This is a genomic window from Enhygromyxa salina, assembly GCF_002994615.1.
GTDB lineage: Bacteria > Myxococcota_A > Polyangia > Nannocystales > Nannocystaceae > Plesiocystis > Plesiocystis salina_A.
In genome coordinates this window covers 82,208-106,623 of the sequence record NZ_PVNK01000207.1, presented here as the reverse complement: position 1 = coordinate 106,623, position 24,416 = coordinate 82,208, and the positions used below count along the sequence as shown (strand labels likewise).

General features: G+C 69.2%; 15 protein-coding genes. 9 read left to right on the top strand and 6 right to left on the bottom strand.

What is annotated here, in order from left to right; translation table 11 throughout:
• Positions 1–711, bottom strand: a 711-nt coding sequence (locus tag ENSA5_RS24400; RefSeq protein ID WP_181198094.1) for a hypothetical protein, incomplete at its 3' end; no start/stop codon positions are given.
• A 38-nt stretch (positions 712–749) separates the two neighbouring features.
• Positions 750–1,625 carry a multinuclear nonheme iron-dependent oxidase gene (locus ENSA5_RS24395; RefSeq protein WP_106394097.1) on the bottom strand — a complete coding sequence of 292 codons (876 nt, stop codon included), beginning with the start codon at positions 1,623–1,625 and terminating at the stop codon, positions 750–752.
• Positions 1,626–1,714: 89 nt separating this feature from the next.
• On the opposite strand from ENSA5_RS24395, the gene ENSA5_RS24390 reads away from it, so the two are divergent.
• Positions 1,715–3,346: an NAD(P)/FAD-dependent oxidoreductase gene (locus tag ENSA5_RS24390; protein WP_181198093.1), complete on the top strand. Its 1,632-nt coding sequence runs from the start codon at positions 1,715–1,717 to the stop codon at positions 3,344–3,346.
• A 261-nt stretch (positions 3,347–3,607) separates the two neighbouring features.
• On the opposite strand, the gene ENSA5_RS24385 is transcribed toward ENSA5_RS24390, so the two are convergent.
• Together ENSA5_RS24385 and ENSA5_RS24380 are read right to left on the bottom strand one after the other, a co-directional pair.
• Positions 3,608–5,371 carry a DUF2330 domain-containing protein gene (locus tag ENSA5_RS24385; RefSeq protein ID WP_181198092.1) on the bottom strand — a complete coding sequence of 588 codons (1,764 nt, stop codon included), beginning with the start codon at positions 5,369–5,371 and terminating at the stop codon, positions 3,608–3,610.
• A gap of 92 nt (positions 5,372–5,463) precedes the next feature.
• Entirely contained in the window at positions 5,464–7,191 is a 1,728-nt protein-coding gene (locus tag ENSA5_RS24380) for a DUF2330 domain-containing protein (RefSeq protein WP_258183000.1), read from the bottom strand.
• A 432-nt stretch (positions 7,192–7,623) separates the two neighbouring features.
• Here ENSA5_RS24380 and ENSA5_RS24375 point away from each other — a divergent pair, with 432 nt between their 5' ends.
• The 8 genes from ENSA5_RS24375 to ENSA5_RS36330 all read left to right on the top strand — a co-directional run bounded on the left by ENSA5_RS24375 (position 7,624) and on the right by ENSA5_RS36330 (position 20,518).
• Complete coding sequence (locus ENSA5_RS24375) at positions 7,624–8,823, top strand: efflux RND transporter periplasmic adaptor subunit (RefSeq protein ID WP_181198091.1); 1,200 nt, start codon at positions 7,624–7,626, stop codon at positions 8,821–8,823.
• A gap of 8 nt (positions 8,824–8,831) precedes the next feature.
• The gene (locus tag ENSA5_RS24370; protein WP_106394092.1) at positions 8,832–12,596 is read left to right on the top strand and encodes an efflux RND transporter permease subunit; all 3,765 of its coding nucleotides are present in this window, start codon (positions 8,832–8,834) and stop codon (positions 12,594–12,596) included.
• Positions 12,589–15,783, top strand: a complete 3,195-nt coding sequence (locus tag ENSA5_RS24365) for an efflux RND transporter permease subunit (RefSeq protein ID WP_106394091.1) — start codon at positions 12,589–12,591, stop codon at positions 15,781–15,783. Before ENSA5_RS24370 ends, ENSA5_RS24365 begins: the two co-directional genes overlap by 8 nt.
• A gap of 267 nt (positions 15,784–16,050) precedes the next feature.
• Positions 16,051–16,563 (top strand): GNAT family N-acetyltransferase, encoded by a 513-nt coding sequence (locus tag ENSA5_RS24360; protein ID WP_258182999.1) that lies wholly within the window; start codon positions 16,051–16,053, stop codon positions 16,561–16,563.
• 174 nt (positions 16,564–16,737) lie between these two features.
• Positions 16,738–17,376: a hypothetical protein gene (locus ENSA5_RS24355; protein WP_146156063.1), complete on the top strand. Its 639-nt coding sequence runs from the start codon at positions 16,738–16,740 to the stop codon at positions 17,374–17,376.
• A 169-nt stretch (positions 17,377–17,545) separates the two neighbouring features.
• Positions 17,546–19,042: a hypothetical protein gene (locus tag ENSA5_RS24350; RefSeq protein WP_106394088.1), complete on the top strand. Its 1,497-nt coding sequence runs from the start codon at positions 17,546–17,548 to the stop codon at positions 19,040–19,042.
• 77 nt (positions 19,043–19,119) lie between these two features.
• Positions 19,120–19,908, top strand: a complete 789-nt coding sequence (locus ENSA5_RS24345; protein ID WP_106394087.1) for a GNAT family N-acetyltransferase — start codon at positions 19,120–19,122, stop codon at positions 19,906–19,908.
• An 85-nt stretch (positions 19,909–19,993) separates the two neighbouring features.
• Entirely contained in the window at positions 19,994–20,518 is a 525-nt protein-coding gene (locus tag ENSA5_RS36330; protein WP_146156062.1) for a hypothetical protein, read from the top strand.
• Here the strand turns inward: ENSA5_RS36330 and ENSA5_RS24340 are convergent.
• Positions 20,438–23,524 carry a DPP IV N-terminal domain-containing protein gene (locus tag ENSA5_RS24340; protein WP_106394086.1) on the bottom strand — a complete coding sequence of 1,029 codons (3,087 nt, stop codon included), beginning with the start codon at positions 23,522–23,524 and terminating at the stop codon, positions 20,438–20,440. The two genes, ENSA5_RS36330 and ENSA5_RS24340, sit on opposite strands and share 81 nt — an antisense overlap.
• A 46-nt stretch (positions 23,525–23,570) precedes the next feature.
• Positions 23,571–24,416, bottom strand: a complete 846-nt coding sequence (locus ENSA5_RS24335) for a M48 family metallopeptidase (protein ID WP_106394085.1) — start codon at positions 24,414–24,416, stop codon at positions 23,571–23,573.

Below are 24,416 nucleotides of genomic sequence, written 5' to 3'. Positions count from 1 at the left end.
AAGCAACCCATCGCCGATCAGCCCATCAAGCACCTCCTCAGCCTCACCAACCTCAGCACCAAGCTCGATCGCCACCCCCAACAGCTCCCCCCGCGCACGCGGAGGATCCGCCGCGATCAACAACCCAACCAACCCCTCCGAAGCCGTACCGATCGACAGCGACCCATCCCCCTGCACCTCAACCAACAAATGCTCCCGCCCCCGACGCGGAGGCTTATTCGCCCAAGGTCGCCGCAACTTCGCCAAGGCCGCAAGCGGCTCGGACCCAAGCCGCCTACGAGCACGCTGATACCAAGCAAGGGTCCCGTCCGGGACCCGAACCGGCACCAGCCCGACCGCGCAGCCAACACCGGCAACTCGAGGCCGCCCCCGACGACGCGCCCGGGCCATCGCAGTCTCCAGCACGCCGACGCCCTTCGCCCGATCCCGCAAATACCGCCCCCCAAACGCCAGCGCCATCGACCCACGCTCAAACACGCAAGCACGAAACTCAGCCGACGAGAAGAAGCGCTCGACAAACTCGATCCCAAGCAGCGCCGCGCTGACCGGGTACTCGTCGAGGATCACCCGCAGCGCCCGAGCGCGGCGCATGTCGTCGGTCCCGAGCGCGCGCGGATCGACGCCCCGCAACAATTCGCGCTCACGGCCCCCAAGCTCGGCTAGCGGCTCAGCCCCGCGCACCCGCGCGGCGTACTTGGGATCGAAGAGCATACAGACCAGCCCCTGCTGGACGCGTCGCGGATCCAAGCTCACGCCTCCTCCCGCCCCGCCAGCAACGCGCGCGCACGCTCGAACAGCGGCACGACCTCGGCGATCGAATTGCGCTCACACTCGACGACGATCGCCCGCAGGTTGCTCGCGCGCGCGATCGCAGCTTCGGCGATCGCCCACGTATCCGGCAGCACCGCGACGCCATGGTCATCCTCAACCCACGCGAGCCCGTCGCGCTCGTGCTCGCGACCGCCAGCGATGTGCAGCTCGACGACGCGGTCCCAAGCAAAGTCCCCGAACCCGGCGAGCGGCGCGAGCCCCCGAGCGCGCTGAAACATCGCGAGGTGAGCGCAGTCGAGCAGCAACCCCGTATCAGCGGCCTCGGCCACCCGCGCGAAGAACTCGAGCAGGTGCAGCTCACCGACAAACGCGGCCCCGGGCGGGTTCTCGGGCAAGACCTCGCACCCGGTCGCCTCGCGCAGCCTGACGATCCCCTCAGCCATCGGCGCGACGGCCTCGGGCTCGAGCACTGGGGGCAACAACAACATGTGACCGCGATCCCGGGCGCCGAAGTGCCACAGCCCCGCGTCGCCGCACAGCCACGCCGGTCGTAGGAGTTCGATCGTCGCCCGGACCGCGTCGAGCCACGCGTCGTCAAAGTCCTCGGGCTCGTCGAGGTTGATGTCGAGAAAGTGGTAGGTCGTCGCCCACCCCTGCTCGGCCCAAGCCCGCGCGTCGCCGTCGAGCCCCTTGACGATCTCGACCCCGACCTCGAGAAAGCCGGCGTAGTCAACGTGCTCACGGCGCAGCGCCGCGGGATCCAGCGCGCCGTCCGCCCGCCCCGCACCGTACTCGGTGCTGACCCCGAGTCCGAGGGTCGGCAGCGCCTGCACGCGGTCGAGAAAGCCCGGCATCGAGGGCCGGTTGTAAGCGATCTGCGGCTGGCGTGCAGCCCGGGGACCAACCCCCAGCCGGAGGAACGAGCTCCTGCTACCTTCCGCCCGTGCCCCGGACCGTCGACGTGCTGCTCGACCCCGACGCGTTCGCCGACGAGGCGCGGCTGCGTCGGGCCGCCGCGCGCAAGGCCAAGCTGCGCGAGCGTGACGTCCGCCACGTGGTCGTGCGTCGGCGCAGCGTCGACGCGCGTGGTGGCGAGGTCAAGATCCGGGCCCAGGTCGAGCTCTGGAAGCGCGAGCCACCGCCGAGCTCGCGGCCCAAACCCTGGGACCTGCCCACCTTGCGCGGCGAGGCGCCGGTCGTGATCATCGGCGCCGGACCAGCCGGGTTGTTCTGCGCCCTGGCCCTGACCCGCGCGGGGGTCCGATCGATCATCATCGAGCGCGGCCAAGCGGTGAGCCAGCGACGCCGCGACGTCGCCGATCTCAGCGCCCGCGGCGTGCTCCACCCCGAGAGCAACTACTGCTTCGGCGAAGGCGGAGCCGGGACCTTCAGCGACGGCAAGCTCTACACGCGCGCCCACAAGCGCGGACCCGTCGACGAGGTCTTGCGCGTGCTCGTCGCCCACGGCGCGCCGCTCGATCTGCTCGTCGACGCGCGGCCCCACATCGGCACCAACCGGCTGCCCGGGGTCGTGACAAGCCTGCGCGAGCAGCTCGAGCACGCTGGAGTTCAGGTCCGCTTTGGCGCCCGCGCGACGGGCCTGCGGACCAAAGATGGCGTCGTGACCGGGGTCGAGCTCGACGAGGGCGAGCACCTCGACGCGGCGGCCGTAGTCATCGCGACCGGGCACTCGGCCCGCGACGTGGTCCGCTTCGTCCGCAACGCAGGCGCCGCAGTCCGCTTCAAGCCCTTCGCGCTCGGGGTCCGCGTCGAGCATCCACAGCCGCTGATCGATCGCGTGCAGTACGGCGGCTGGGCCGGACACCCGGTCCTGGGCGCGGCCAGCTATCGCCTGGTTCAGCGCGTCGGCGAGACCTCGGTGTTCTCGTTTTGCATGTGCCCCGGAGGCCACATCGTCCCGGCCGCGACCGAGCTCGACGGCCAGGTGGTCAACGGCTGGAGCCCCTCGTCACGGCGGGGCCGCTTCGCCAACAGCGGGTTCGTGGCCGAGATCGGGGCGCCGCAGCTGCGCGCGCTGGGCCTCGATCCCAACGCGGATCCCCTGGCCGGCATCGAGTTCCAACGCCACTACGAGCGGGCCGCGTTCGAGGCGGGCGGCGGCGCGTTCGTGGGCCCGGCCCAGGGTCTGCGCGACTTCGTCGAAGGGCGCCACACCAACGAGCTCCCGCCCTGCAGCTATCCGCGCGGGGTCAGCTCGGTCCGACTCGACGAGCTCCTGGGCCCGCTCGCGTCCCCCATCCAGGCCGCGCTGGGCGAGGTCGCGCGAAGCATGCCCGAGTTCCTCGGGCCCGAAGCCCTGGCCGTCGGCGTCGAGAGCCGCACGAGCGCGCCCTATCGGATCGAGCGCGACAAAGACACGCTGCAGTCACCGAGCCTCGCTCGGCTCTATCCCTGCGGCGAGGGAGCGGGCTTCGCTGGCGGGATCATGTCGGCCGCGCTCGACGGCATCCGCGTGGCCAAGGCGATCACCGCTCGCGTGCGGACGAGCGGCGCCCCGCGTCGCGCGTCCACCCATCCGGACGGGTTGCCGGCCGCCGACAGCGACGCAACCTGATGGGATGACTCCCCGTGAGCAGGGGTCGACGCCCCCTCACTGCCCCGCTCATGTCCTGCTGCTCGGATCACACGAGAACTTCCGTCGCATCAGTCGCGACCTCGTCGGCGCCGCCGAGGCTGCTCGAGCGCTTCGACGCCGCAGGCACGGTCTGACGGTTCGCGCACGAGCTCGCGCCCGCGACCGACAGGATCGCCCTGAGGAGCCACGACACAGCCCTTGGAGCCCAGTGCCGTGCACGAGTCGGATCGGACTTCGGGCTCAGTCCCGGCGGCGCCAGGGCCCGATCAACCCGAGCACCAACAGCCCCAGCGCGACGCCGACTGGCGCCGTGCCGCGCCGCGTCGAGCACCCGCAGCTGACGTCGTAGGGCAGCTCGTACCCTGCCCCCGTGCTCGTCCCGTCGTCGCCAGCGTCGTCGCCGGGCTCGCTGCCGCCCTCGCCATCCCCAGCCGTGTCCCCATCGCCGGTCCCGCCCTCGTCGGCCAGACACTCGACCCCGGTCTGATAGCTGGCGAACGCCGCCCCGATCGCCGCGCTGTTGTCGGTCTCGATCTGCGGCGGCCCCATCTCCGGGATCTGCTCGATCCGCAGCACATGGGGCATCCCCTCCCAGCCCGGATAGCTCGCGCCCCCGGGCACGCACACGGGCATGTCCTCGCCGTCCACGTCGACGTGATAGAGCTGATCCCCACCGCACAGGACCTGCTCGGTCGTGGTGATCGTCGTATTCGTCAGATCTGGAAGATCGGCGTTCGCGTGAAAGGTGGGATCGACGGTCATCTCACTCGGCGACATCGTGGTGTTGAGCCGAGTGAGCTTGGGCCAGGTCTCGAGCAGATCGACCGCGTGGAGGCCCGGATCGATGATCCGCTCGACGAGCGCGGCCGCGAACGCGGCGTCGTCCCAGGCCATCAAGTCGATCTGATCGGCGAAATCCTCGATATTGTTCCAAAAATTGACGGCGTCGACGCCTTCGGGCGGCGGGATGAACTCGAGCAGCAAAGACTGAATCAGCGGGTGAATGTTGAGATTCTGCGAACCGATGATGTCGAGCGCCGCGATCGGATCGACGCCAATGAACGCGGTCTCGTCCCAGCTCGGCCGATAGATGCTCACGTCCGACACGACACCGCTGGGCCCGGCGTACTCGGTCACGAAGCCCTGGCCGCCGGCCTCGTCGGCGGCCATGCTCAGCAGCTCGAGGTAGCTGCCCGGCCCGCTTTGCTGCCAGTCGTAGGCCAGCGGATTGAGGACCACGTGCTTGTAGTTGCTCGGCGCCCAGCGATCTTGGGCCAGGAAGTAGGCGCGGATGCCCATGTCGTCCTGCGCGGCGATCCGCGTCAGCCGGATCGGCACGCAGGGCTCGTCGCCGGGGAACTTGAAGGTCAGCGGGTGGATCTCGTCGACCGCGGCCCCGGCCGCGAGCTTGACCGCGGCGAACAAGAAGCCCTCGTCGAGGTACTCCTGCAAGATCGGCTCGGCGTCGGGATCTTGGGCGTAGTTGTTGGCGTCGAGGAAGTCGACGACCTCCTCGGCCGTGCCGCCTTGCAAGACCACGACCTCGAACGCGCCGACGACCTCCTCGAACACGACCTCGGGGGGCCCGGGATCTCCGCCGAGGTCGAACTGCGGCGAGAGCCCGCCGCCGTCCTCACCGCCCCAGGGGCTGTCCTCCTCGCAGTCGTACTCGGTCACGGTCGTCCACGTCGGCGCGGCCGCGTTGCTCATGGCCGTGAACAGGGGGTCGGATCCAACCGCGACCTCGGGGACGCCCTGCAGCGGCAGCACCCACGCGAAGCGCTCGGCGTCGCCCTCGTACTGGATCCGCACGTGGACCTCGACCGTCGAGCCGTCCATCACGAACAAGATGTCCTCGCCGCGCTGGTCGACGGGCATCGGATCCGGGAGGTTGTCGCAGAAGGTCCCGCCGCAGGCCTCGGCGCTGCGTGGCGAGGCCAGCAGCGCGAGCAGCATCAAGGGAGTGAGCGTCGAGGTCGCAGAGACGAGGCGGGGCAAGCTCATTCGAGCCCGATGATACCCAATCGCCATCGGCCCGGCTCGGCCGCCGCATGTTCATCCCCCCGGAAAAACGCGGCGACCGAGCCGGCCCAACGCTAACTTCGTTCCCCGCGCCTGCGCGTCGCCCCGCCGACGAAGGCGAGCCCGAGCAGCCCGAGCGCGACCCCCAACGGGCTGTCCTCGCTCGCGCGGCAGGCACAACCGGCCATGGCGCCGCGTCCATTCAGGCTCGCGCCACCGGCCTCCCCCTCCCCGCCCGCGTCGGCCCCGGCTTCACCACCTTCACCACCGTCGCCGCCCTCATCCCCCCCGGGATCCGCACAGCCGGCCTCGACCTGATGCGCCGTCCAGTCGTCGACGATCTCTGCCGTGAAATCCTCGATGACCTGCGGCGGACCCATCGGCGCGATCTTCTCGATCCGCCGGGTCGGCCGCTGCGAGAGCAGCTCCGGCCACTGATACTGCTGCTCGCCCAGACAGACCGGGACCGGGTTCTCGCCCCACGGGACCATGTAGCGCGACCCCTGCTCGCCGCAAAGATTGAGGCCCTCGGCGGTCTTGAAATTGGAGACCTCGGGCAGATCCGGGGTCTCGATGAAGATTGGATCGAGGGTCATCTCCTCGGGTGAGATCGTGGTGACGAGACGGGTGAGGTAGGGCCAGGCGTCGAGCAGGTCGACGGCGTGGAGGCCCGGCTCGATGATCCGCTCGGCGAGCGCGGCCGCGAAGGCCTCGGAGTCCCAGGCGCCCTGGTCGATCTGGTCGGCGTAGAGCTCGATGCTGTTCCAAAAGTCCGCGGCGTCGAGGCCGTCGGGCGGCGGGATGAACTGCATGAGCAGCGGCTGAATGAGCGGGTGACGGTTGAGATTCTGGTCGTCGATCAGAGCGATCGCGGTGATCGGATCGACGCCGATGAAGGCCGACTCGTCCCAGTAGTTCTCGTAGACGCCGTCGGTCCCGACGATGTCCGAGCTGCCCGCGTAGTCCGTCGCAAACGCGCGCCCCCCAGCCTCGTCGACGGCCAGCGACAGCTGCTCGGTGTAGGCCGCCCGGCTCGTGTTGTCTCCGTTGATCTCGCTCCACGGGAACGCGAGGGTGTTGAGCTCGACGTGGTGGTAGTTGAGCGGCGCCCAGCGGTGCTGGCCGAGAAAGTAGGCGCGCACGCCCATGTCGGGCTCGGCCGCGATTCGCGTGAGCCGCAGCGGCACGCAAGGCTCGTCGCCGAGCATGCGGAACACCAGCGGGTGGATGTCGGCGACCTCGGCCGCGGCGGTCAGCTTGACCGCGGCGAACAAGAAGCCCTCGTCGAGGTACTCCTGCAGGATCGGCGCGGCCGCCATGTCTTGCTCGTAGTCGTTGTCGGCGAGGAACTGCATGACCCCGGCCACGGTCCCGCCCTGGAGCACGACGACCTCGAACGCGCCGACGGTCTCCTCGATGACGACGTCGGGCTCGCTCGCGCCGGCGAAGTCATCTTCGGGCACGAAAGTCAGCCCGCCGCCGCTGCCTGGATCTTCATCGGGGCACGCATAGGACTCGTTCGTTCGCCACGCGGGCGCGCTCGCGAAGCCAAGCTGGCCGAACAGCGCGTCCGATCCAACGCTGATGTCGGGGATCGCTCGCAGCGGTACGAGCCACGCGAAGTGCTCGGCCTCGCCCTCGTACTGGATGCGGACGTGGACCTCGATCTCCGGCCCATCTTGCACGAACAAGATGTCCTCGCCGCGCTGGTCGACGGCCATCGGGACGTTGGTGTTGTCGCAGAAGGTCCCACCGCAGGCGTCTGCGGTGCCCGGGATCAGCGCCACGAGCGGGGCGGCCACGACCGGAGCGGCCACGAGCGCGGGTGCCAAAAGAGCGACCCACGGACGGGGCGAGGGGCGGAGGTCGAGGGCTGGAGTCATGGTCAGTTCCGGGAGGGGCTTGCAGCTTGGTGCACTTGCAGTATTTTCGCCTACTTGAGAAGACTGGAGAGATCACCAAACAGAGCTGCTTTTCTCAATAAAACCCTCATTGCTACCGCATGCTGTCACGCTTCTGAGGCGTGTGCAAGCGCAAATATCCAACGAAACCCCGAGGCCCCGACCCGAGTCCATCCTCCACTCTCGAGTCGCCCCGAGCGTCCCGGGGCGGGCCCCGGGACAGCGCTCCCGCTTCGTGCTACGTGGCACGGCGACCCTGTTATGACCGCGTATGACCCCCAATCCGCCGCCGAGGATGGCAATGACCGTCCGAGCGCGCGCCGCCGAGCAGCTGTGCTCACCCGCTCGCTGCTGGCGCTCGCGCTGACGGGGTTGGCGCTGCCCGGCTGCAACGGCGGCATGGGTGGCCCGGGTATGGGCCGCGGACAACCCGGCCCGCAGGAGGAGCCCGAAGAGCGGCCGACGCCCGTGCTCCTGGCCAAGGTCGAGCACGGAACCATCGAAGGCAAGATCCGCGCGGCCTCCACGATCGAGGCCGAGCTGCAGGTCACGGTCCACGCCGAGTCGACCGGTCGCATCACCAGCTTGGAGCTCGAAGAGGGCGACGAGGTCGAGAGCGGTCAGCTCCTCGCCCGGATCCGGCGCGACGCGCAGTCGCTCGGGGTCGAGCGAGCCGAGACCAACCTCGCCGACATGCAGCGCGAGCTCGATCGCGTCGAGCGGCTCCACAACCAGGGCATCGCCAGCCGCAGCGAGTACGACCAGGCCAAGTCCAACGTCGATCAGGCCAAGCTCGACAAGAAGGACCGGCGCCGGGATCTGTCCAACACCGTGATCAAGGCCCCCTTCTCGGGCATCTTGACCCGCCGCTTCGTCGCCGAGGGCGGGTTCGTCACCAGCGGCGCGCAGATCTTCGAGGTCACCGACTTCTCGACCCTGGTCGCGCGGGTCTACGTGCCCGAAAAAGAGCTCGACCGGATCGCCGTCGGCCAGCCCGCCAACATCGTCGGCAAGGCGGCCAAGAACCGCCAGGGCATCGGCGAGGTCCGCCGCATCGCGCCGGTCGTCGACGCCACGACCGGCACCGTCAAGGTCACGATCGGCCTGCCCGACGCCCTCGCGGGCGGCGCGGCCGGGTTCTTGCCGGGCATGTACGCCGAGGTCACGCTCACGACCGAGGTCCACGAGGACGTGCCGATCGTGCCCAAGCCCGCGCTCATCCACGAAGAGGAGCAGACCTTCGTGTTCGTCGCCGAGGGCGACCGGGCCAAGAAGACCCTGATCGAGACCGGCCTCGCCGACGACGACTTCGTCGAGGTCACGGGCGGGCTCGAGCCTGGCGCGCGGATCATCGTCGCCGGTCAGGCCGGGCTCAAGGACGGCGCGCTGATCCTCGAGGTCGACGCCAAGGGCCAGCCGACCACCCCCGACAAGACCGGCGACGCCGCCGAGCCCGACCGGGCCGCGCCCGAGGGCCCTGGCGTCGCAACCCCCGGCAAGGCCACCAAAGAGGGCGTCGCCAAGGCCGGCTGAGGCACGCGATGGCCGAGCTGCGCGACTCTCCGGATCAGCTGCGAGAGGCCCAGTCGAGCGTCTCGGGCTGGCGCCGTCGGCTGCGCTCGATGGATCGCTTCCGCTTCACCGTCACCCGCCCGGTCGCGGTCTTGATGGTGTTCTTCGCGGTCATGGTCTTCGGCCTGTTCTCGGCCCGGATGCTGCCGATCAATTTGATGCCGGACATCAGCTACCCCAAGCTGACGGTCCGCACCGAGTACGAGGGCGCGGCCCCGGCCGAGGTCGAGAACGACGTCGCGCGCCCGCTCGAGGAGGTCCTGGGCGTGGTCACCGGGGTCACGCGGATCTCGAGCGTGTCGCGGGCCGGCTACGCCGACGTGATCCTCGAGTTCACCTGGGACACCGAGATGTCCGAGGCCAACCAGGACGTGCTCGAGAAGCTCGACCTGATCAAGCCCAACCTGCCCGACGAGATCAAGACCCCGCTGATCCTCCGCTACGACCCGAGCCTCGATCCGGTCCTGGTCTTGAGCCTCGTCGGCGAGGGCGAGGCCTACGAGGGCATCGCCGGGCTCAAGTCGCTGCGCCGGGTCGCCGACCGCGAGGTTCGGCGCCTGCTCGAGCCCGTCGACGGCGTGGCCTCGGTCAAGGTCCGCGGCGGCCTCGAAGAAGAGATCCTCGTCGCCCTCGACGAGGACGCGCTGCGGCGCACGGGCATCTCGAGCCAGGACGTGATCTCCCGGCTCGAGTCCGAGAACATCAACCTCGCGGGCGGGAGCATGCGCGAGGGCCGGACCCGCTACCTGATCCGCACGGTCAACGAGTTCGACGAGCTCGACGACATCCGCGACCTCGTCGTCGCCAGCCGCGAGGGCCGCGACGTGCTCTTGCGCCACATCGCGGCCGTCGACTACGGCCACGAAGACCGCGAGGTCATCACCCGGATCGACGGCCGCGAGGCCGTGATGATCGAGGTCTACAAGGAGGCCGACGCCAACATCGTCGACATGGCCGAGCGGGTCCGCGAGCGGATCGAGGCCCGGGTCGGGCCCAAGCTCGAGCGCGAGTACGGCGTCGGCCTCGGGGTCGTCTCGGACCGCTCGCTGTTCATCGAGTCGAGCATCCGCGAGGTCCGCAACACCGCGTTCTTGGGCGGCATCTTCGCGGTCCTGGTGCTGTTCTTGTTCCTCCGCGAGGGCAAGTCCACGATCATCGTCGCGCTCTCGATCCCGATCTCGATCCTCGTGACCTTCGCGCCGCTGAAGCTCGCCGGGGTCAGCCTCAACATCATGTCGCTCGGCGGCATGGCGCTCGGGGTCGGGATGCTGGTCGACAACTCGATCGTCGTGCTCGAGTCGATCCACCGCTGCCGCGAAGAGGGCGACCCGCTGTTTCGCGCGACCCTGCGCGGGGTCTCGGAGGTCGGCTCGGCGGTCGTCGCCTCGACCCTGACCTCGATCGCGGTGTTCTTCCCGATGGTCTTCGTCGAGGGCGTCGCCGGGCAGATGTTCGGCGACCTCGGGCTCACCGTCGTGTTCTCGCTCCTGGCCTCGCTGGCCGTGGCGCTGTTCTTCATCCCGATGCTGGCCTCGCGCGAGATCAAGGCCCTCGACAACCAGCGCGGGTTCAAGGAGCAGCTCGGCCAGCGGTGGACGCGGTGGACCAGCGTCATCGAGGTCCGCGAGCTGATCGCCGAGTTTCGCTGGTGGCAGGTCCTGCTCTTGCCCTACTACCTCCTGCGCCTGGTCCTGCACCTCGTGCTCGAGCTCGGGGCCAAGCTCATCTCGACGGTCCTGAGCCTGGTCCTGACCGGGGTCGTCTATCTCGTCGGCGCGCCCCTGTGGCTGATCGGTCAGGCCGCGCGCCCGGTCTTGTGGGCCTTCGACAGGCTCCTCGACGCCCTCGCTCGCGTCTACGGGCTGGTCATTCGCTGGTCGCTGCGCCACGCGATCACGGTCGTGACCCTGTCGCTGGCCGCGTTCGCGCTGATGGTGCTCGGGGCCACGCGCCTCGACTCCGAGCTGATCCCCGAGGTCCACCAGGGCGAGTTCACGGTCGAGCTCGTGTTCCCGGTCGGCACGCCCCTCGACGAGACCGACGCGCTGGTCGAGCCGATCGAGCAGGCCCTGCGCGAGCAGGTCCCGCACCTGCGCGCCTCGGTCACGACGGTCGGCAGCGAGCGCGACAGCGACGACGCGGGCGAGCGGGGCGAGCACACCGCGAAGATCTCGATCTCGCTCCTGGCCGGCGGCGGACAGGAGCAGGCCGCGGCCAAACGCGAGCTCGGGGCCGCGCCCGAGCCCGCGCCCGGAGCCGCGCCCGAGCCCGAGCCCGGAGCCGCGCCCGAGCCCGAGCCCGAGCTCGACGGCGAGCCCAAGACCGGCTCGTTCGCGCCCTCGCTGACCTCGCCCGAGCAGGCCGAGGCCGAGGCGCTCGAGGTCGTGCGCGAGCTCGTCCACAACGTCCCCGACCTCGACACCAACATCACGCGCCCGGTCCTGTTCTCGTTCAAGACCCCGGTCGAGGTCGAGATCCGCGGCCACGAGCTCGACGAGCTCGCCGCGGCGACCGAGGCCGTGCGCGAGCGCCTCGAGGGCCTCGAGGGCCTGCGCGACGTCAAGGCCTCGATCCAGCCCGGCAACCCCGAGGTCCAGATCCTCTACGATCGCGACGCCCTCGCCCGCCTCAACCTCGACATCCGGGCGGTCGCCGAGCTCGTTCGAGCCAAGGTCCAGGGCGAGGAGGCGACCAAGTTCAACCGCCGCGACCGCAAGATCCCGATCCGCGTGCGCGCCAGCGGCATGGACGCGGCCAGCGTCGACGAGCTGCGCAACCTCGCCGTCAACCCGCCGGGCGCGTCTGCGGTCTCGATGATCGCGGCCGGCGACCTCGGGCTCCAGACCCCCGCGATCCCGCTCTCGGCCGTCGCCGACATCGAGGTCGGGCGCGGCCCGAACGAGATCCGGCGCATCGGCCAGCAGCGCGTCGGCCTCGTCACCGCCAACATCGAGGGCGTCGGGCTCGGCAGCGTCGCCGAGCGGATCGACGCCGCGCTGGCCGAGATCGAGCTCCCGGCCGGGGTCACGACCGCGGTCACCGGTCAGAGCGAGGAGTGGGAGACCTCGAGCAAGTCGCTCTACCTCGCGCTCGGGCTGTCGGTGTTCTTGGTCTACGTGATCATGGCCTCGCAGTTCGAGAGCCTGGTCTACCCGCTGATCATCCTGGTCTCGATCCCCCTGGCCTTCGTCGGCGTCGTGCTCGTGCTCCTGGCCCTCGACATGCCGATCTCGGTGATCGCCTTCCTCGGCGCGATCATGCTCGCGGGCATCGTCGTCAACAACGCGATCGTCCTCGTCGACTACATCAACCAGCTCAAGGCCCGCGGCCACGAGACCGCCAAGGCGATCGAGCTGGCCGGGACGATCCGCCTCCGGCCGATCTTGATGACCACGCTGACGACCGTGCTCGGGCTGATCCCGATGGCCATGGGCCTCGGCGACGGCGCCGAGATCCGCCAGCCGATGGCCGTGACCGTGATCGCCGGCCTGAGCTTCTCGACCCTGCTGACGCTGATCGTGATCCCGACGCTCTACCAGCTCGTCGACCGCCTGCTCGGAGCCGAGGACGGCCAGACCCCAGCCGAGCGGCTCCAGGCCGAGATCGCCGCCGTCGACCACTCGCTGCTCGTCCCCGAGGCCGTCGAGCTGGCCGAGCGCGCCGCGGCCGACGCGTCCGACGCGTCCGCCGCCGACCCCGACGCCCCGGGCGACGAGGAGCCGAACGATGGGTGAGCGCCCCCCCCATCACCTGCGCGAGAACCCCGTCGTCCGCGTCGCGCTGAGCCGACCGATCACCATGCTGATGGTGTTCGCGAGCGTGCTGGTCCTCGGCGTCATCGCGGTCATCAACATCCCGCTCGAGCTGATCCCCAGCGGCGCCGCGGCGCCCTTCTTGTCGGTCGAGATCCCCTACAGCAACGCGACCGCGCAGGACGTCGAGGACAAGATCACCCGCCCGCTCGAGGCCGAGCTCGCGACCACGCCGCGGCTCGACGAGCTCAGCGCGACCTCGAGCTCGAGCCGCGCGCGCGTCAACCTGGTCTTCGATCAAGACGCCGACATGGACGTCGCCTACCGCGAGGTCCGCGATCGCATCGCCCGGGTCCGCGGCGACCTGCCCGACGACGTCAAGCAGATCAACATCCAGAAGCACTCGGCCGAGAACATCGCTACGGCCTTTTATGGCGTGTCGTGGCCCGAGGGCCTCGACAACCCCCGCGACATCATCGATCGCCGGCTCATGCGTCGGCTCGAGCGGATCGAGGGCGTGGGCATGGTCAACGCCTGGGGCCAGGCCGACCGCGAGATCCGGATCGAGGTCGACCGCGAGCTCGCCGAGGCCGCCAACCTCAACATCTTCGAGCTCGCCCAGCGCCTGTCGGCCGCGCACTTCAACCTCGCCAGCGGCACGCTCGAGGAGAGCGAGGGCAAGTACCTGCTGCGCTCGATGGCCGAGTTTCAGTCGCTCGACGAGCTCGGGGAGGTCATCGTCGGGGCCAACGACCTGCGCCTCGACGACATCGCCGACGTCATCTACGAGTTCCCCAAGCAAGAGAGCTTCGACCGCTACAACGGCCGCGAGTCGATGGCGCTGTTCGTCATCAAGGAGTCGCAGGCCAACACCGTCGAGGTCTCGGAGCGGGTCAAGGCCGAGGTCGCCGAGGCGATGAAGGACCCGGCCCTGGCGCCCTTCGAGATCATGCCGATCTTCATTCAGGGCAACACGATCGTCACCGGGCTGCGCCAGGTCGTCGAGTCGGGCCTCCAGGGCGGGATCTTGGCCCTGTTCGTGCTGTTGTTCTTCCTCCGGCGGCTGCGGCTCACGGTGGTCATCGCGCTGGCGATCCCGCTGTCGATGTTCATGTCGCTGCCCTTCATGTACTTCTCGGATCAGACCATCAACCTGGTCTCGCTGATCGGCCTGATGATCTGTATCGGCCTGGTCGTCGACAACTCGGTCGTGGTCGCCGAGAACATCGCCCGCTACCGCGGCCGCGGGGTCTCGCGCTTCGCCGCGGCGCTCCACGGGACCAGCGAGGTCGCGCTGCCGATCACCCTGGCCACGGCCACGACCATGGTCGTGTTCTTGCCGGCCGCGCTGATGAGCTCGGGCTCGACGCAGTTCTTCATGGTCCGCATGGTCACGCCCGTGTGCGTGTCGCTGCTCGCCAGCTTGTTCGTCGCGCTGGTCCTGATCCCGATGGCGGCCGCGTTCTTGCTCGACCGCGACCTGTTCGCCGACGCCGACCCCGGCACCCTGCGCGGGCGCCTGATGGCCGCCGATCGCTGGTGGAAGGCCAAGCTGACCTGGCTCTACGACAAGACCTTCGGCCGCCTCGGGCTGCTCTACGGCGAGCTCCTGCGCCTGAGCCTGCGGCGGCGGGTCGACGTGGTCCTGATCGGGCTCTTGGCCATGGCCTCGCTCGCGGTCCCGGCCAACCCCGAGACCGGGGTCCGCCGCGCGGGCGATCAGAACATGGGCGGGCGCCAGGTCCGGGTGACCTACACGATGCCGCAGGACGTGAGCCTCGAAGAGGCCGACGTGTTCTTCCGCGAGCTCGAGCGGTGGTTCGCCGACAACCGCGAGAGCTGGAACGTCAACGGCGAGTTCGTCCAGGTCGAGCCCGGCTTCGCCAGCGTGCAGTTCTTCTTCAACCCCCCACGCGACGGCGATCCGCCCTACCGCGAGACCGGCAAGGAGATCTTCGAGCAGATGCCCGAGCCGCCGGGTTGGACCAAGCGCTCGAAATTCGCCGAGTCCGACGGCGGGGCCACGAACTCGTTCCCGGTCTTCATCTACGGCGACGACCACCGCACGGTCCAGGACGTCAAGACCGCGCTCTCGACCGAGCTCGAGAAGGTCGACGGGGTCATCTCGGTCCTCGGCAACGCCCGCGACGACAGCCAGCGCGACGAGCTCGCGCTCTCGCTCGACCCGGTCATGGCCGAGCGGCTCGGGGTCTCGGCCGGGATGGTCGGCAACACCGTCGCCTACGCCCTGCGCGGCAGCCCGCTGCCACGCTTTCACGGCGAGGACCGCGAGATCGACGTGTGGATCCGCTACGAGGAGGCCGACCGCGAGGAGCTCGACGACCTGCTCGAGTTCAAGGTCCCGACCGCGGCCGGGACCGCGGTCCCGATCCGCACGGTCACCAACAAGGACGTGCAAAAGGGCGAGACCGTGCTGGTCCGCAACAACAAGCGGGTCGCGGCGCTGATCGAGCTCGAGCTCGAGCCCGACGACCGCCAGGCCACGGTCGCCGCGCTCCAGGCCTTCTTGAAGGCCTACGAGCTGCCGCCGGGGGTGTCCTTCGACGGGGATCAAGAGGCCCGCAAGATCGACGACTCGACCACGGACTTGATCCTGGCGATGGCCCTGGCCTGCGTGTTCATCTTCTTGATCATGGGCTTCTTGTTCGAGAGCTTCGTGCTGCCGCTGTCGGTCCTGCCCGCGATCCCGCTGAGCTTCGTGGGCGTGTGGTGGTTCTTGTATTTGACCAACAGCGACCTCGATCCGCTCGCGGGTATCGGGCTGCTGCTCCTGCTCGGGGTCGTGGTCAACAACGCGATCGTGCTCGTCGACTTCATCAACGGCGCGCGCGAGCAGGGCCTGGATCGGACCGAGGCGATCGTCGAGGCCGGCGTCCAGCGCTTTCGGCCGATCTTCATGACCGCCCTGACCACGGTCGGGGGGATGTTGCCGCTGGCCTTCGCCGACGCGCCCGCGGAGGGGATCCCCTACGGACCCTTCGGCAAGACGCTGGTTGGGGGCATGACCACGGCCACGATCCTGACCTTGATCGTGGTCCCGGTCAGCTACACGGCCTTTGACGATCTGCGCGAGCTGGTCCAGGGCTGGTTCGCGCGGGTGTTCCGCAAGTCCGCGCCGTCGCCCGCCGAGAAGCCGTCCGAGCCCTGAGGCCGCGGTCAAACACAAAGCTCTGACGGCGAGCACCTCTCCCCCTCGCACTGTCGGCTCGGCGCTCACAGCCTCAATCACAGCTTCAGCCCGAGCCGGGCGCCGCATGCCGTAGTCGTTCCTGGTTTCGGGGCGGGCACCTCGTTGATGAGGCTGCACCGTGGCCGTCGGGCTCCGGCCACGGCCACGACGGGGTCTGCTGAGCGAGTTGGGTCGCGCTCGCGCACCGCAGCACCGCCTCCGTCATGCAGCTATGCTCACGGCCCCGTGACCGCTCGAATCCGATTCGCCAAGCCCGACGACGCGTCGACGCTGCACCGCTTCATCTGCGAGCTCGCGGTCTACGAGCGCGAGCCCGACGTCGTCGAGGTCACCCCGGCCGAGCTCCGCGCACAGCTCGGGCAAGACCCTCCGCCCTTCGAGTGCCTGCTCGTCGAAGAGCCCGTCGGCGACGCCCACCTCGCCCGGGGCTTCGCGCTCTTCTTCCACAACTACTCGACCTGGCGCGGGCGCCCGGGCCTGTACCTCGAAGACCTCTACGTGTCCCCCGAGCACCGCGGGCGCGGTCACGGCCGCGCGCTCCTGGCCGCGCTCGCCCGCCTCGCTCGCGCCCGTGGCTGCGCGCGGATGGAGTGGTCCGTGCTCGACTGGAACACCCCGGCGATCGACTTCTACGAGGGCCTCGGCGCGACCAAGATGTCGCAGTGGCGAAGCTTTCGCCTGAGCGACGAGGCCCTCGCCGAGCTCGCCAACTCGGGCCGCGACCCTGGCCAATGTTGAAGCTCCACCCCCGCCGCTCGGCGCTGCGCGCTTGCGGATTCTCGCGCATCCAGATCGTCGCCACGCGGCGTCGCTACCCCGCGCCGCGAAGCTGTATCCAGCGCGCTCGAGTTTGAGGCGCCGGGCGCGTCGCCGCCCCAACATTCATCCTTCGTTCGACACTCGCCGCCACGCATGATTGTCGTGCGGCACTCGCAAATTGTGGGGTTAACCTGCCCACGCAACTCCTCGGACCGGCAATGCGAGTTCGGCCCGAGGCTGCACCTGCGCGATTGGCTGGGCCGCCCCGGCGTTATCGGAGGGCGAGGAGTCGACATGATCAAGCCGCGAACAATCTCAATGCCGGGCTGCTGCATGTGCGGCGCGCTTTTGCTCCCGCTGCCCTGCCTCGCCGCGCCACCGACCATCGAGCCAAAGCTCGCGCCGGCAGCCGAGGTCGAGTCCGCCGGGCCGATCGGCGCCGACATCGACGTTGAAGGGCCGGCGCCAAAACCGAGCTCGGGCCTCGACGTTGGCGGCTCGGTCGCGGTCGCGCTCGGGGTCGCCACGCTCGTATGGGGAGGCGTCGAGCTCTCCCGTGGCGTGGTCGTGCAAGGCGGCGGCCGCGAGCGACGAGTCCTCATCGATCACCGCGCTGCTGGCAACGCCCTCATCGCTGTTGGAGCCACGGCGTTCATCACGGGCGCTGTCTTGCTCGCGTTTGACTGGGATCAGAGCACCAGGACCCGAAAAAAACGGCGGGCGGGACCCGCCAACTTCTACCCGGTGTTCGGCACCCACGGCGCCGGCCTGGCCGTCGCGGCCAGGTTCTGATCCTGAACGAAGCGCTGCGCGCTCGACTCAGAGCTTCTCGTCTTCAAGGGACCTTTCAAAAGGGCCCCTCGCGGCGGAGCCACCTTCGCTCAACCCAAACCATTTAGCTTGTTCAAATTAGCGCCTGATTTAGGTCTAGCCCCCATGCCTCCCACTCGAGGACCGCATCATGTCCAAGCATGTTTTCATCGCCAGCTTCGGCTTCACCCTGGGCCTCGTGGCCGCCGCCTGCGTGGTCACCACCGAGCCCGACAGGTCGCACTGTCGCTACGCAAACGGCGATCAGACCTGCGCCGATCGCTTCGGCGAGGAGCGGCCTTTTTGCACCCGGGCCGCCTGCGACGCGTCGTCCGAAGGCTACTTTGGCTGCGTCGCGCAGCGGCCAGCGGACGACTGCTACTACCCCTGCGGCGACAACGACAACGTGACCGACGACGACTCGTGCCTGAGCGACGAGGGCATGGCCGGGGGCATGGCCGAGGGCCACGGCGAGGGCGACACAGACTCACCATGCACCGATCCGGCCGACTGCTCGGACCCGGGCGCGCCGATCTGTGAGCTCGACACCGGTCTGTGCATCAGCTGTAGCGACGCCGCCGACCCCGACAGCGCGTGCGCCGAGCAGGACCCCGCCCTGCCCGTGTGCCTCGTCGACCTCGACGCGTGTGTGGCCTGCACCCAAGACAAGGCCGCCGCGTGCGTCGACGCCACGCCGATCTGCGACGCCAAGCTCCACGCCTGCGTCGGGTGCAGCGACCACCGCGAGTGCCCGGACAGCGCGTGTAACTATGCGACCGGACGCTGCCTCGATCCGGCGGCGGTGCTCCACGTCGACGGCGACAACTCCGAGTGCGAGGCCGCCGACGGGACCGAGGGGGCGCCCTACTGCGCGATCGGGGACGCGCTGCTCAACGCGCCCGAGCAGCCGCTGATCCTCATCCACGCGCGAGACGGCGAGGCCGCCTACCAGGAGGCCCTGCTCATCAATGGCGCGATCGCCATGTTCGCGGCGCCTGGCGAAGAGCCCGTGCTCCAGGGCCTCGCCGCCGCCGCGCCCGTGACCGTCTCGCCCGCGGGCCTGCTCTTCGCCCGCGGACTTCGGATCTCGGGCACGCCGAACGCCGAGGGCCTGGCGATCAACGGCGGCCGCGCGTGGGTCGAGCGATCCAAGATCTCGAACAACGCCGACGGTGGCGTCACGGTCGATGGCGGCGGCGTCCTGGTCGTCGAGAACAGCTTCGTCGGCGGGCCGCAGAATCGGCGCATCATCGACGTGCTCGATGGCCAGATCTCGGTCCTGTTCAGCACCGTCGGGGCGGGGTTCGGCGAGACCGCGCGGGCGGTCGCGTGCGCCGACGGGGCCGGGTCGATCATTCGCAACAGCTTGATCGTGTCGTACAGCGACGAGCCCGAGATCGACTGCCCCAAGCTCAGCGTCGTCGACTCATTCAGCGAGGCTGAGCACGGGGTCGTGTTCGATGATTTGTCGGGCTGGTTCGTCGATTTCGAGGGCGGCGACTATCACCTCGTGCCCGAGGCCTATCCGAGCGTGGTCGAGACCGGCGCGACCTGGGCCGCGAGCGATCCCGCCGTCGACATCGACGACGAGCCGCGGCCAGCTATCGACGGCGCGACCGACTTCGCCGGCGCCGACCGGATCCCCTAGCAGCCCGGGCTGCTAGCACCCCGGGCTGCTAGCGAAGTCGTGTTGCGGCGCGCGACGACGCCTGCTAGGACAGGGGCATGGTCGAGATGGGCGCAGTCGAGCTGGAGCGCGTGCTCGTTGACGCGCTGGCGCCGACGGCCGACGCGGTGCTGATCGACCGCCCGGACTGGGTCCAGCTGACCACGCCCTCGCTGCCCCACCCCAACCGCAACGGGGTGTTCCTCGCCCGGCTCACGCCCGAGACGGCTGACGCGCGCATCGCCGAGGTCAGACGCGAGCACGATTCGCGCGACGCGGGGATGCGCTGGATCGTCGGGCCGAGCAGCTCCCCAAACGATCTGTCGGCGAGGCTCGAGCGCGGCGGTATCCCCCTGCTCGCGACCGCGCTCGGCATGCACATGCACGTACCCGTGCCCGCGCGTGTCCGGAGCCTGCCCGCGGGCGTCGAGCTCCGCGCGGTCGGGGCCGAAGACTGCTCGACCTTCGCCAACATCAACGCCCGGGCGTGGGAGCGGGGCCCGAGCTTTCGAGCCGAGTGCGAGGCGTTCATGACCCGCGCGATCGTGCACGGCGACGGGAGCTTGCGCGCGTGGCTGCTCTACCGCGACGACGCGCTGATCGGAACCGCGAACCTGTGCCTGCTGCCGGGCCTCGGCTACTTCCAGGGCGCCGCGATCATGCGCGAGCACCGGCGCCAGGGCTTGTACCAGGCGCTAGTCGATCATCGGCTCGGGGTCTTGCGCGCGCTCGGCATCGAGCACGCCGTGGTCTGGGCCGACGAGTCGACCTCGGCCGGCGTGTGTCGCCGCGCGGGGTTCGTGGCCAAGTGCCGCGCGGCCTTCCACGAGCTGCCTGTGCCCAGCTGAGGAGCTGCGCCGCTCTACGAGTGTGCGCGCCGCTGCGGCAGGCGTAGCCCAGCCGGGAGCTCGGGGTAGGAGTCGAACTCGACGGGTGCCGGGCCACGATCCCCGCGCGCAGGCGGTTGGCCAGGTAGAGCAGGTGCAGGACCTCGTGGAGGATCTCATCGATCGCCACGAACACGTCCGTATCCAGCACCCCAGCGCTGTGATCGGGGATCTGAGCGTAGCGGGTGCGCCGGAGCTCGCGGTAGAACTCGAACGAGCCGATGTACTGACCCGAGCGCGTGACCCCGGCCTTGGTCGCGAGCTTGGTCTGGCAGCTCAGGCCTTCGGCGACCAGGACCTCGATGAGCGTGGCGACGTCGGCGAACACGGTGCTGCGCGCGGCGTGCTCGCGCAGCGTCCGACAGTAGCGCGTGAGGCCGGTGAGGGTCTCGGGCGCGTGGCGATAGCCGACGGTGATCGTTGGCAGCGCGTCGGCCGGACGGGCCGTGAGCAGGGCTGTGCGCAGCGGGGCCGCAGGAACCCGAGCTACTCAGAACCCCCGCCCGACGAACACGCGAAAATAGTCGATCCCAACGTCCGGATCGAGGCCGTGGGCGTACTGAAAAAATAGCGCGACCCGCTCGCCGTAGCCGAGCTTGAGGCTCGTGATCAGCGTCGCCCCGATGCTCCCGGCCAGGTCCCGAAATTTAATCGGATCGGTCCACGCCATGCCCCAGTCCGTGAACACGACCCCGACGATCCGCTCGAACAAGCCCGGCACGCTGCCGACGCCACGATCGATGTCGAGCAGCGGGATGCGGTACTCGGCGTTGAACAGGCCGTAGTACAGACCCGAAAATTCGCTCGGGTTGTAGCCGCGCAAGGTCGTGCCTTCGGCGAGCGCCGTCCGGGCGATGACGGTCCGGATCACGTCTTGCTCTTCGCTGAGCCCACCGAGACGAAAGGGCCCGCGCCCGCGCAGGCCCCCGGCCGAAGCCCCGCCCGACAGACGCAAGGCCAGGATCTGGTGACCGGGCCACGGCATGCGCAGATACTCGGCGTAGCTGCCGCTCACGCGCACGTCGCCGTAGTCGCTGCCGAGTCGCTGGTCGCTGATCGTGACCTGGGTCCGCAGCCGCCGACCGGTCTCCGACCCCCACGCGTAGCGCACGCCCTCGCGGGTGTCGTAGGTGAACCCGAGGTTGAGCGAGGCCACGTTGCCGACCGAAGGCAGGTTGGAGGCCGGCGCGTTGGGGTCGACGAGATCGTCGAATTCGTCGAGGTTCTTGTAGTTGGTGAGGCTGTAGCTGAGGTCGAGGTCGGCGGTGTGGCGAGCGAGGCGCAAGACCGGGAGGTCCATCTCGGCCTCGATCGCGGTGATCTGCTCGAGGTAGCCCCCGATCTGGTAGGGCTGGTCGGGGCCAAAGCCGAGGCTGTCGGCGGGCGGATCGTAGACGTAGCGATCGAAGTCCGTGCGCAGGCGATAGTCGCGACCAAAGCCAAAGCTGAAGGTCGGGAACAGGCGCGAGATCCGATAGAACACCGAGCCGCTCGGGCGGTTGACCTCGGTCAGCCACTCGAAGCTGCCGACGAGCGAGTGAAAGCCGATGACGTCCTCGACCGCGAGCGTGAGCCCGAGGCTCGAGAACAAGCTGCCAAACTCGAATTCGAAGGCCGCGGGCAGCAGCGTGCGCGGGTAGAAGGTCCGGTAGAAGCGGTAGGGCTTGGAGTCGAGGCTCGGCTTGCGGCCGGCGTCGGCGCTGCGCTCGGGCGTCGGGTCGTCGACGCTCGGCCAGGCCGGGATCGCGGGCATCGGCTCGAGGAAGGCCTCGGGATCGAAGTCCATCTTCCACACGTCGTAGCCCGTGCTCGAGTAGCCGACGTAGGCGATCTCGTCGCCCGCGTGGTTGATGCCGGGCTCGAAGGCGCCGCCGAGCACGTTGCTGACCTGCCAGACCTTCTTGGTCTGGGTGTCGTAGGCGTGGATGTTGTAGACGCCGCTGCGGTCGCTCGAGAACAGCAGCCAGCGCCCGTCGGGGCTCCACTCGGGCGAGTTGTCCTGGGCCCGGTCGGCGGTGATGCGCTCGTGGGTCTCGGTCTCGAGGTCGTAGACGTAGATGTCGCGGAGCCCGCCGTCGCGCCAGGCCGAGTAGGCGATCTTGGTCCCGTCGGGGTGCCAGTCGGGATCGTAGACCTGCTGCCAGTTGTCGAGGGGCGCGAGCTCCTCGACCTCGAGGGTGTCGAGCGCGAGCAGGCCGATCCGGGTCTGACCGGTGTCGTTGCGTACGAAGGCGACCCGGCGGCCGTCGGGCGAGACGTCGGGGCTGCGCGCGCGCAGGCCAAAGGTCAGCTGCTCGCGGCCGCGGCGGTCCGGGCCCTTCCAGCGGTACAGGTCACTCCAGCGGTAGCGCAGGTCGTGGATCCCGACCATGTCGAATACGATCTGGTCTTCGTTGGGCCCGATGAAGCTCGGCCGACCGTTGTCCTCGATGTCGATCACCCGCTCGATGTCGGGGCTCTGGCCCTGGTTGCCCATGCCCATGCCCTCGCGGATCCGCGAGCCCTCGGCCGAGATCCGGCGAATGCCCGACTGCTTGTGCCCGGTGTCGTCGAAGAAGTAGATGTGGCGATCGTCCGGGGCCCAGACCGGATAGCGGGTGTGAGCGCCCGACGCCCCCGCGCTGACCGTGAAGGTCAGGCGTCGACCCTGGCGGAGCCCGCGGGCGCGGATCTGGCGGGCCTCGGCGAAGAAGCGGTGCTCGAGATCGGTCTGGAACTCCTCGTAGACCTGATCGAAGTCGACGCCGATCACGTCCTTGAGCGCGCGGTTGATGCCCCACGGGACCAGGCGGCTGCCGTAGACATGGCTGAGCTCGGCGAGCTTGTCCTTGCCGTAGTGCATGCCGATGTAGTGCATGATGTGGAGGCCGTAGAGGTACACGCTCGACCCGTAGGGGAACACGCGAGCGTCGGAGTTGATCTGATCGACGCGCTGGAAGCGGCCCTCGAGCACGGCCATGCGCATGAACATGTTGAACAGCGCCGAGCGGTACCGGCCCTGGGCGCCGAGGTCCGACTCGTACATCGTCGCGAGGCCCTCGATGATCCAGCGCGGCTGGACGATGTTGGGGCCGAGGACCTTGCCGGCCGTGCCGAAGCCGAGGATCGCGTTGAGCAGGCGGGTGACGCCGTGGACCGTGTCGATGTGGACGACGTGGACGAACTCGTGGGTCACGAGGATGTCGAGCCAGTCGTCGTAGCTGCCGAGGACCGACATCGAGCCGGGCGCGGCGGCGAACAGGCGGATGCGCGGATAGGGCACCGCGTTGGCGAAGCCGTTGCTCGAGTCGGTCGTGTCGGTGATGACGATGTGGGTCCGGAGCGAGGGCGCGTGGGCGAGGCCGAGGGTCAGGCGCTCGTAGGCGCGCTCGGCCAGCATCGCCGCCCGGTCGGCGACCTCCTCCTCGCCGACGTGATAGTGGATCACGAAGTGCTCGGTCGTGATCGTGCGGAATTTTAGATCCGGGTTGGCGTGGGCCGTGGCGCCGGGCAGCAGCCACGCCAGCATGAACACGCACGCGAGCAGCAGCCCACGCAGGCCCCGCTGGCGCAGCTCGCCCTTGGCCGGATCAGGCACCGCCTGAGAGGGTACCCCGGCAGCAGCCCGAGGTCGCCCATTGGGCTCAGACCCGCATCTGCGCGGCCGCGAGCCCGCTGACCTTGGTGTAGCCCCCGTCGCCGATCCACCTGTCGAGGTGCTTGGCGCGCATGATCGGGAAGGGGTGGGTGCGCATGATCGTGATCAGCAGCTTGTAGGCGCGGTCGAGGCTCGAGGCGTCGCGGTCTTCGTAGGCGCGGATCTGGCGGAGGAACTCGGCCTGGTCCATGTCGGCGAGTAGGGTCTCGGCGCCGCCGGCCAGCTTCATGAAGGTCCGCATCGCGACGTTGGGATCTTGCACGGCCAAGAGCGCGGCGCGGTCGGCCGAGAGCTCGGCCTTGCGGTACCAGTCGAGCAGCGGCAGCGCGAGCCCGGCCCCGAGGAGCGAGCCGAGCCCGAGGGTCATCTTGCCGAAGATCTCGATCAGCACGGCGAGGTTCTCGGCGACGAGGGTGTAGAGCACGTGCTCGCACTTGATGTGGCCGAGCTCGTGGCAGATCACGAACATCTTCTCTTGCTCGTCGAGGAGGTTGAGCAGCGCCGAGGTCATGACGATGAAGGGCTTGGTGTGGCCGTAGGTGTACGCGTTGTAGGCCGGGTCGAGCGAGACGTAGAACTCGGGCTTGGCGACGCCGAGGATCTTGCAGCCCCACTCGAGGTAGCGGTTGAGCTTGGGGAACATCTTGTCGGTCACGCGCACGTTGTCGGCGACGTTTTGCAGGTAGTAGACCCGCTCGAAGCTGTACTCCATGACCTTGGCGATCAGCTTGTCGAAGCCGGGCACGGCCTTGAGCGCGGCCGTGGCCTTGACGTCCCAGGGGTGCATGAAGTCGGAGCTGGACAATCCGGGGTAGGTCTTGAGCTTGGCCAT